Consider the following 9608-nt stretch of genomic DNA (forward strand, 5'->3'; position numbering starts at 1 on the left):
AAATGCCTTCAGCTTATCCTCTATTTCCTCTATCGCCCGTTCGGCACGAAGGGACTGAGCAAGAAGAAGACGCTCTTCCTCCTGCTATTTTTTCGTATCGGGTTATTCCATCAGCAGGAAAGGCATCACTGTCCATCAGATCCTTTAATTCCAGCCTGGCCTCACGCCATTCCAGCCAAACAGAACGGATCTCCACCGCTTTTCGAAGCAATGCCAAATCTCCAGCATTCCTGGCGCGCTCCTGCTCCAGCAAATCCAGCCGTTCCTCAGCCTCCTGGATGGAAGCAGCAACCTCGTTATAGCGGGGAACATAGGCCTGGCTCTCCCTAACCTGTGCCCTCAATTGCTCTATGGACTGCAGGAGCTTGGCCGTCTGCTGCACTTTCCCGCGAGGTTTATACAGCTTGTCCATCTCCGTAGACAGCTTGCGCTCAGCATCCAGTATATTGGCGCCGCCGCCAATTCCGGCATGAAACAGATAGCTGCTCATCTCCGCGGATTGAAGGCTGCGGATTTCCTGCAGCTCGCTTAACGATATGGCAAACAGCTGACGAAACATATCCCTGGATACGCCGCCTAGAGCATACTGCTCCAGCTCCTGCTGTCCAAGCTCCATGACCATACCGTTTGCTATTTGTTTATGAATATGTAAACGGTCACCATTGCCAGCCGCCGAGCCGGTCTCCCTGGACCGGCTGTAGCGCTTGATGACCCATGGCACACCCTCTTCATCCAAAAAGCGCAGCTCACCCCCATGAATTCCTTCATCAGCAGGCGCGCCGCGCTCCGCCGGTGAGCCTTTGCCGGGAAAACCGTAGAGCATGGCTCTGATAAAATACAGCACGGTACTTTTTCCCGCTTCATTCGGTCCGTAAAGCACGGTTACCGGTGCTTCAATCGTCAGGTCTTTTGTCACGCACTGCTCCAAAGCCCTGGATGTTCATCCGCTCAAGTCTCATGCTCCGGCACCTTCCCCCTGCGAACGGTCACGCAGCAGTAACCCCAGCGTCAGTTCCTCTGCCCTGCGAAGCCAATCCAGCATCTCTTCCGGGCTTGTGTCATCGAGCAGAGACCGGATTTCGGCGTGCTCGAGCAAAGGCTCCACACTCCTGGCAGCAACTCCATCCGGCTCATGAAGCCTTCCCTGTTCCTGCCTGGCAAGCCGAAGCAAATCCCCCGCAAAGCTGTCCTCCTGCAGCAGCCGCTCTGTATCGATTGCGTCCCCCGATTGAAGCGTGAAGCTCTCAATCCAGACGCAGCCGCGATAACCGGACATCCGTCCCTTCGCAGCCTCTCTTCTACGCAGATCGGCCAGCAGCTCATCCAGCACATATCCGCCTTCAAGCTGGCGATGAACCGGGCTTCGACCCGTGATCCGAACCCGGATCATGCTCAGCTGCTCCGGGTTCTCCCGGGCCGTGTGCGTAAGAATCCGCTCCAGCGACAGCCTCCACGCATCGACGTCCTGGGTAGAATCGATAGGAGCTTCTACAACGTTCCAGCGCATGGAATCCAGCTCATGGAAACAGAGCTTCGTGTTGAAATCTTCATCAACATCGACGACATAACAACCCTTGGGGCCGGTCTCCCGAACGTGGCGTCCCTGGATATTGCCCGGATAGACAATGTAAGGAGATTCCTGCAAGGTACGACGGGAATGAATATGTCCGAGCGCCCAGTAATGAAATCCGGCGTGGATCAAATCCTTTTTTGAGCAGGGCGCATAGGTTTCGTGCTGCGGGTCTCCGTCCACATTGGCATGCAGCAGTCCAATCTGATACAACCCGCTGGTTGGGGCTGGATATCGTATCGCAATATTATCCGTTACCTTCGAGGTTGGATACGACATCCCGGTAATGACCGCCACCTCTTCACGGTCTGAACGACGAACCGCCGTTACGCTGGCAGGCTCGCCCCCAAACACATGGACATGGGAGGGCAGCGTCATCGAGAGCTTGGTGCTGTCCAGCGGATCATGGTTGCCATGAATCGCATATACCGCAATCCCTTCCTTACCCAAACGCTCAAGGACCTCCATGAATCGGAGCTGTGCCCGAAGCGAGATGTTGGAGCTGTCATAGATATCCCCGCTGATCACGATAAAATCAACCTGCTGATCCATGGCGAGCCGAACGAGCTGATCCAGCGCGCGAAAAGTCGAATCTTGAACGAAAGACCGCAAGCTGTCATCAAGTCCGCTTATGCCGATAAACGGACTGTCCAGGTGTAAATCTGCGGTATGAATAAATCGAAAAGAAGCCATAGCCGATCCCTAACTCTCTATCTGAGGTTGAAATTTCAAATACATTTTCTTCAGTTCATTCACCGACCTGGCCAGGGAGTACTGGTTCTTCGCCTTATCCGAAGCGGTTCGGGCAAGCTCATAACGATACAACGGATCACTGATGACCTTCTCGAGTGCAACACTCAATGCCATCGGGTCTTCCGCCGGTACAAGCAAGCCGTTCACCCCGTCCTCAATCTGCTCGGCAATACCGCCAACGTCAGTGCCGACCAGGGCCAGCGAGCTTAACGCAGCCTCTGCAAACACCGAGCCGAACGCTTCCGCTCTTGAAGGCAGAACAAAGATGTCAAAGAACGGCATAAATTCCTCGGGATGCAGCGTATATCCATAAAAAATCGTCTCCTGGTAAATGTCGAGCTCCTTCGCCATCTCCTCAAGCTCCTGACGGGAAGGTCCGTCGCCGATAATATGAAGGACGTAATCGTATCCCTTCCGTTTCAGCTCCGCGCAGGCTTGAAGCAGAGTATCCAATCCTTTGGCAGGCACCAGACGGCATACCGTAATAAGCTGTGGCACCGCATTTTCATGAGGAACCGGCTTAAATCGCTTATCGTCAAATCCGTTATGGATAACCCCGATCGATTCAGGGGTGTTCACATAGGGCGACATGTAAGCCTTGAAGGAATTTGATACCGTCAGCAGGCGGTCACTGATATATTCGAGCTCCCTGTACAAAGAAACCAGGAATCGGTGCTCAAGCCCCCCCTCCTTGATCCTTCCGTTCAGAATGAGCTCACGCTCGTAACTGGAATGCACGGTTTGAATCAGCGGAACCTCGGGGAATACGGCTTTCATGGCCATGCCTGCAATGGGATGATGACTATGAATGAGATCATAAGGCTTTTGAATGCGCAGACGCGTCCACCACAGATAGTCCCGGTACGTTTGAAGGTATTTTGCAACTATCGGACTTTCTTCGTATTCTCTCCAATCAAAGGTATGGAATATTGGATCCTCATGGCCTTTGTTGCGGATCCGCTTGGGCAGCCAGAACATCTCCATCTCCCAACGGGAAGAATGAAAACGCTCCTGCAAATAAGGAATCATGGACGAGACGCCACCTGGTTGTTCTGGAGGAAAAAATAATGCCTGAAGAAGTTTCATGGGGATCCCCCTTTCTCTAAATCTCTTTTCAGATTCTTTTTCGATATGATATATTAGAACATATGTTTCATGCAAAGGAAACCTATCCCTTTTCAGGAGTGAATCGATTTGTCCTATGAATTGAGCTACTGGTCCACTTCTCCACTACCCACCATATTTGCTGTATGCGGAGCGTATATCGCCCTCATGATGCTGATCATGTGTCTGTTTATGTACAGCAAGCAGCGCAAGAATGCTTACCTTTATATGGCGGCAGCTTTCCTCTTTATTATGACATACGAGGGTCTGAACATCCATTCAGCATTGACGGGAATGCCTGTTTTTTCACCGGAATCGGACATTTTACGTTTTATCCAGCTTTTTTCGTTTGTCCTGCTGAACGTCTCGGTTGTCATGCTGTACCGTAAAATCAAGACCATGCATTACTGGCTTCCATTGCTGTCAGCCGCACTGCTTGTGCTTCCGCTCATTCTTCCTTCTTTCCTTCCTTTCACCCTAGATCCGATATGGCAGAGCATATATTTTGATTGTTTTCAATTCGTTGCCCTCTACCTGGCTTTTGTCAAGGTAACCCCTCGTATCGGACAACCGGTTAAATATGCGATGGGGCTTGCCGTGTACACCGTTTGGGGTATTTTGCAATCCATACATACCTATTCAGGCACCCTGGCTTCTGTACTTCAAGGGTTTGCGCTCGCGCTGCCGGTGCTGTTCTACAGCATTGTATTTTTCATTTTATTCAGACGCATCGTCGAGCTGATGCAATCCATATACCGCTCTGCCATCACAGACGGATTGACAGGGCTATACAATCGAAGGCATTTTATGAAGTATCTTGATCATTACACGTCGCAGGAACTGAAAATATCCGCCATTTTCTGTGACATCGATAATTTCAAGAAACTCAACGATACGCAGGGCCATGCCAGAGCCGATGAAGTGCTGAAGCAAGTCGCCGCCATTATGGAGGAAGAGCTTGAAGGAATCGGGATTACAGGCCGGTATGGCGGCGAGGAACTGGTCGCCTTGGTGGTTGACCGCAAGGTCAAGCCCGCTCAGGTTGCCGAGAATATTCGGGCCAGGGTGGCAAGCGAAACCATCGTAACCCTCAGTATCGGGTACAGCGTGCTGCGCAAAGGCGTTCGTGGTGACGAGCTTATGAAACAGGCAGACAAAGCGATGTATCATTCGAAGACAAACGGCAAGAACAAGGTGTCCGATTACCGGTCCATGAAAACCGCGTCAGCAGAACCGAAGGAATCTGCCGGATAACACAGGCGGCAGGGCTGCCCTCTTCGTATAGAGGGCAGCCCTTTTTTAGCTTGACATTTCTTTACTAGTACCGCAACAACGTGATAAACTAATGACCGATTCCTTAAAGCCAGAGAACGATCAACTCTGAACAGGAGTTTTTTTGCCTTTACACTTCAAGATGCTATTTATTTATTCTATAGAAGGAGCTATTTAACGAATGAGAAAGGAACTATTGCCTGTAGGCTATGTTACCAGTATGAATGAAATACTCGGAGATGCTTCATATGACTTCTGGGACAGCTACGATTCGCCCCGCACCCATGGACTGCGCCTAAACCGGCTGAAAGCGGTTCATGACGCAGACAACCTAAAGAACCTGATTCGCCAATTCCACCTGACAGCGGTGCCTTGGTGTGACAGCGGATATTATTATGATGATAACGAGCGTCCAGGCAAGCACCCCTACCATGCCGCCGGACTATATTATATTCAGGAGCCCTCTGCAATGTCCGCAGTAGAACTGCTGGATCCTCAGCCCGGGGAGACCATCCTGGATCTTGCAGCGGCTCCCGGCGGTAAGACAAGCCATATTGCGTCCAAGATGATGGGGCAAGGGCTGCTCGTTTCTAACGAAATCCACCCCGAACGGGCACGGATCCTGGCCGAGAACGTGGAGCGTATGGGCATTAAGAATACTGTTGTTACGAGTGCGGCCCCGGACCAGCTATCCCGCCGTTTCGTTGCCTGCTTTGACCGGATCATGCTTGATGCTCCATGCTCCGGTGAAGGCATGTTTCGAAAGGACGCCGCAGCCATTGCCGAATGGTCCCACGATCATGTGGAACTGTGTGCTTCCCGGCAGTGGGACATTGTCCAGGAGGCCTACCACATGCTCAAACCCGGAGGAACGCTGGCTTATTCCACCTGTACATTCAATAAAGCCGAGAACGAGGAAATGGTCGGGCGTATTCTCAAGCAGTATCCCGACATGGAACTGAGAGAAATGAAGCGTTTATGGCCGCATCTGGAACGCGGCGAGGGGCATTTTGTTGCCGTCTTGACCAAATCGGCTGCCGGAGTTGTAAGTCAGAACATGGAGTCGTTGTCAACAAACAGCAAACTTCCGGCTAAATCAAGACAGAGCGGCAATCAACCCCCTGCGCAGTCCGCGTTGGACGCGTTTCTGGACTGGGCGAAGCAGGACATCCCCGGCTTTGAGCTTAGCGGCGGCAGACCGATCTTGTTTGGCGAGGAGCTGTACTGGCTCCCGGTCAGCGAAGGCTGGGATTGGAATGACCAGCAGCTTAAGGGACTGAAGATGCCCCGTGCAGGACTTCACCTGGCGCATCTGAAGAAGAACCGGATCGAGCCCGCACATGCCCTTGCTATGTCCTTGAAACGCGACCAAGCTGCGAGAAGCTGGGATCTGGCCTCAGATTCGGCGGAAGTAGCCGCCTATCTGCGGGGAGAGGTGCTTTCGATTCCTTCCGAATACCGGGGGTGGACTTTAGTGACTACAGATGGACTCCCCATCGGCTGGGGCAAATCCAGCGGCGGTCAGCTTAAGAATCATCTGCCTAAAGGCCTGCGGAATCCGAAGTGATATTCTGATTCAACGAACTGCAAGAATGACACGGTTCGCTGAGCCTGAATGATTATCTCCCGATATCTTAAGTCCAACGGAACACCAACAAAGGGGTTATCCTTTCTGCAATTACGCAGAGGATAACCCCTTGTTCATCTTACCTTATCTATTGTGTGTCTTCATCTTATCAAAAATCATAGGCTGCATCTTTGGCTTCCTGAATGGCTGTCAGCACGTTCAGATGCATTACCGTATCTTCCACCAGCCGATCAATCCGAAAGAGAATATCGTCATTTACGATTTCATTGCGGTGAAAATCCTTTTCCTCGATAAACACGTAGGTTGGTATGATATGTGCCTTCATATAAGACAGAATCGGCTTTAACTGCTGCTCTATCATCAGAAAATGCCGGGCTGATCCTGCTGTCGCCAGCATGCTGACCACCTTGCCGCGAAATGCGTTCACTGGCAATAAGTCAAAGATATTTTTAAGCGTTGCCGGAATCGAAGCTTGGAAAGTAGGCGTTCCGATGATGATTGCGTCTGCCTCCATAATCGTTTCGGCCACATATTTCGTATCTCCATCATACTCGCGATAATCCCTTCCATCCCCAAACACGATGGTGTATTCCGCCAAATCCAGCAAAGTAATCTCGGCATTCGGATATTGAGCGCGGGCTGCATTCAAAGTATAGTCCATCGCCGTTTTGGTTTTGGTGCCGACGTTCGAGCCGGCGATTCCTACAATTTTCATCCGATATTCTCCTTTGTTTTAGCCGTATGCTTTCGGATCGCCGGTGCTATGACCGTAGCAATAAGCTCAATGTTTTTGGCGATTTTATCAAATGGCAGTCCGCCAAAGTCGATCTGCGCCAAGAAGCGCTGTTGTCCGTACAGCTCATGTTGATAGAGCATTTTCTCAATGATCTGCTGCGGACTCCCGATCATCAGCGCATCACGGTGATCCGTTGACTGTGCGAATTGCGCCTTCGGATAACCGCCGCCTTTGAGCGCCATCATGCCGGAATTAATATGCGGATAATATTCACGAAGCGCATCCTGCGAGTTCTCTGCCGTATATAACAAGCCGGTGGTTGCTATCGGAAGCAGAGCAGGGTCATATCCGCTGCGCTGCAGCGCTTCACGGTACGCATCAACCGCAAGCTTAAAGTTCCTGGCCGGGCCGCCCAGCGTGGTCAGCATCATCGGAACCCCGGCATAACCTGCTTTGATTGCACTCGCGGGCGGTCCTCCGACGGCGCGCCAGATCGGCAATCTTCCGGATTGAGGCTGCGGAAGTATAGCCGCATGGTTCAGCGGCGCACGGAACTGCCCCTCCCAGGTTACGGTTTCTTCCGCATTGATTTTGAGCAGAAGCTCCATCTTTTCCTCAAACAATTCCTCGTAATCACGCACGTCATAACCAAGCAGGCTGTACGCCCCAACACGTGAACCGCGACCGGCTACAATTTCGGCACGACCCTTCGAGATCAGGTCAAGCGTAGCAAAATCCTCGTACACACGCACCGGATCCGATGTGCTCAGCACCGTGGCCGAGCTTGCGATTTTTATATTCTTTGTTGCCTGGGCAATCGCGCCCAGTATGACCGTATGTGCTTGCGTGGTGAAATAAGTCTGATGGCTTTCCCCTACCGCAACTACGTCCAATCCGGCTTCATCCGCCAGCTTCGCTGCCTCGATGAGTTCATGTATACGTTGTTCAGCGCTAATGCGGGTTCCGGTCAGCGGATTGATCATATGCTCACCGATGGAATAAATGCCGATTTCGAGTCCTTTATCCGGATCAATACGATATTCTTTCATGATGTGGTGCCTCCTTTATGAATCTAATGGTGTCAGTTTTGCTTCAATTTCAGCACGTTTGCCCTCTAAGAATGGCGGCAGGTCCAGCCGCTTGCCCAGCTCTTCTACGCTGGAATCTGCTGTGAAGCCCGGTCCGTCCGTCGCGATTTCAAATAAGATGCCGTTCGCTTCGCGAAAATACAGACTCTTGAAATAAAAGCGGTCGATGATTCCCGTCGACTGGAACCCCCGTTCTATGACAGCCTCATTCCAATAAGCGAGCTCCTCCTCGTTGTTTACACGGATCGCCAGATGGTGTACGCTGCCCCGTCCTGGTCTTTCGCTTGGCCCATCCTGCTGCTTAACTACAATCTCACCAAGCGCCTGCCCTTCAACGGACTGGTATATCGCTTCATGTTCCGAACGTGAAACTTCGGTATATCCAAGAACTTCCGTGAGTGTTGCCGCCATTTTTCCGAGATTGCGTACGGTCATCTCAACCGGCCCCATTCCCAGAATGCGGTGCTCCTGTTCAACCGTGGAATCTTCCCAAGCTGCCCAACCAGCCGGTACCTCGGCACCGTCATGGTTAATCAGAATGAGGCGAAGTCCTTCCGGATCATCGAATGGAAGCGCTTCTCTGCCTGCGTACTCGGTCATGTCACCATGGGTAACTTCATATTGTTCAAACCGCTGTTTCCAATACTTCAGACTATCTGAGGAGGGAACAAGCAGCCCGATTTGCGTAATCGCATTGGTGCCGCGGACCGTTCTGCCTGCAGCAGGCATTTCGAAGAAAGATAGCTCGGTCCCGGCACTTCCAGTTAAATCCCCATAAAACAAATGGTACATGGAAGGATTGTCCTGATTGACTGTCTTCTTTACTCTGCGCAAACCCAATTTCTTATGATAAAACTCATGATTTAACGGAGCGTTCTTCGTGAGCATGGATATATGATGATGCCCTGGAATGTGATGCATAACAATTCCCACCTCTTTCAATTAACTAATTAAGTGATGTTGTAAAAAAATATATATCCATTACGACACCGATCTATAACGCCCGCCACGGCGTCATGGCACATATTAGGACGATTTAATTTTCACATTGATAACATATGATTTTCGTATTCCACTGTTTGTATACCGTTTATTCTTTAGTCAGCATCCGAGCTTTCATGAGGTTAAGGGATATGCAATTTCTAATCCAGCTCATGCCTACCTTGGGCATGGATTACCGCTTCTGCAAGCTTTAGCTGCGTTCTGGGCGGATAGAAATAATCGTAACCGAGTTCCCCGAGTCATCAAGTTCATCGCCATATCATCCCATCCCTCCTCCATGCTGCTGTTGCTTTATCTTATTATCAATTTATCAGTTAACTGATTATAAGTCAAGTCAAAGAATCTTTAATTAAAGATTTTATGCAGATAGCTTGCTGATCTTATCTCTTGAATCGAAAGAGTAACAATGGTCGACAGCCATCCAAGCATGCCCCAAAACCACGCATCGTGCGGATGAGGAGAAGTCCATACGATGTACAATCAATGATAAAAAGC

Annotated in this window: 8 protein-coding genes; 2 read left to right on the plus strand and 6 right to left on the minus strand. The window is 50.8% G+C overall.

Annotated features, from left to right (window positions below; all coding sequences use genetic code 11):
• Positions 1-13: 13 nt before the first annotated feature.
• From PVOR_RS32220 to PVOR_RS21845, 3 genes are read right to left on the minus strand one after another with little or no spacing between them, the layout of a single operon-like run.
• Positions 14-916 (minus strand): AAA family ATPase, encoded by a 903-nt coding sequence (locus PVOR_RS32220; protein ID WP_040680851.1) that lies wholly within the window; start codon positions 914-916, stop codon positions 14-16.
• Between the two features lie 39 nt (positions 917-955).
• Positions 956-2263: a metallophosphoesterase gene (locus PVOR_RS21840; protein ID WP_006211657.1), complete on the minus strand. Its 1308-nt coding sequence runs from the start codon at positions 2261-2263 to the stop codon at positions 956-958.
• 9 nt (positions 2264-2272) lie between these two features.
• A complete protein-coding gene (locus PVOR_RS21845) occupies positions 2273-3409 on the minus strand; it encodes a glycosyltransferase family 4 protein (protein ID WP_040680853.1) in 1137 nt (378 codons plus the stop codon).
• A gap of 108 nt (positions 3410-3517) precedes the next feature.
• Here PVOR_RS21845 and PVOR_RS21850 point away from each other — a divergent pair, with 108 nt between their 5' ends.
• Both PVOR_RS21850 and PVOR_RS21855 read left to right on the plus strand, forming a co-directional pair.
• Positions 3518-4681 (plus strand): GGDEF domain-containing protein, encoded by a 1164-nt coding sequence (locus PVOR_RS21850; RefSeq protein ID WP_040680854.1) that lies wholly within the window; start codon positions 3518-3520, stop codon positions 4679-4681.
• A gap of 199 nt (positions 4682-4880) precedes the next feature.
• Positions 4881-6266 carry an RsmF rRNA methyltransferase first C-terminal domain-containing protein gene (locus tag PVOR_RS21855; RefSeq protein WP_006211661.1) on the plus strand — a complete coding sequence of 462 codons (1386 nt, stop codon included), beginning with the start codon at positions 4881-4883 and terminating at the stop codon, positions 6264-6266.
• A 169-nt stretch (positions 6267-6435) separates the two neighbouring features.
• Here the strand turns inward: PVOR_RS21855 and PVOR_RS21860 are convergent, their stop codons facing one another.
• Genes PVOR_RS21860 through PVOR_RS21870 form a run of 3 tightly spaced genes read right to left on the minus strand, consistent with a single transcriptional unit; the run spans position 6436 to position 9032 of the window.
• On the minus strand, positions 6436-7002 hold the full coding sequence (locus PVOR_RS21860; protein WP_006211662.1) for an NADPH-dependent FMN reductase: 567 nt from the start codon (positions 7000-7002) through the stop codon (positions 6436-6438).
• Positions 6999-8072 (minus strand): LLM class flavin-dependent oxidoreductase, encoded by a 1074-nt coding sequence (locus PVOR_RS21865; RefSeq protein ID WP_006211663.1) that lies wholly within the window; start codon positions 8070-8072, stop codon positions 6999-7001. The genes PVOR_RS21860 and PVOR_RS21865 overlap by 4 nt, the downstream gene beginning before the upstream one ends.
• Before the next feature lie 15 nt (positions 8073-8087).
• Positions 8088-9032, minus strand: coding sequence for a ring-cleaving dioxygenase (locus PVOR_RS21870; protein ID WP_006211664.1), 945 nt, complete (start codon positions 9030-9032; stop codon positions 8088-8090).
• Positions 9033-9608: the final 576 nt, after the last annotated feature.

The sequence above is a fragment of the Paenibacillus vortex V453 genome (genome assembly GCF_000193415.1).
GTDB classification, from domain to species: Bacteria; Bacillota; Bacilli; order Paenibacillales; family Paenibacillaceae; genus Paenibacillus_AQ; species Paenibacillus_AQ glucanolyticus.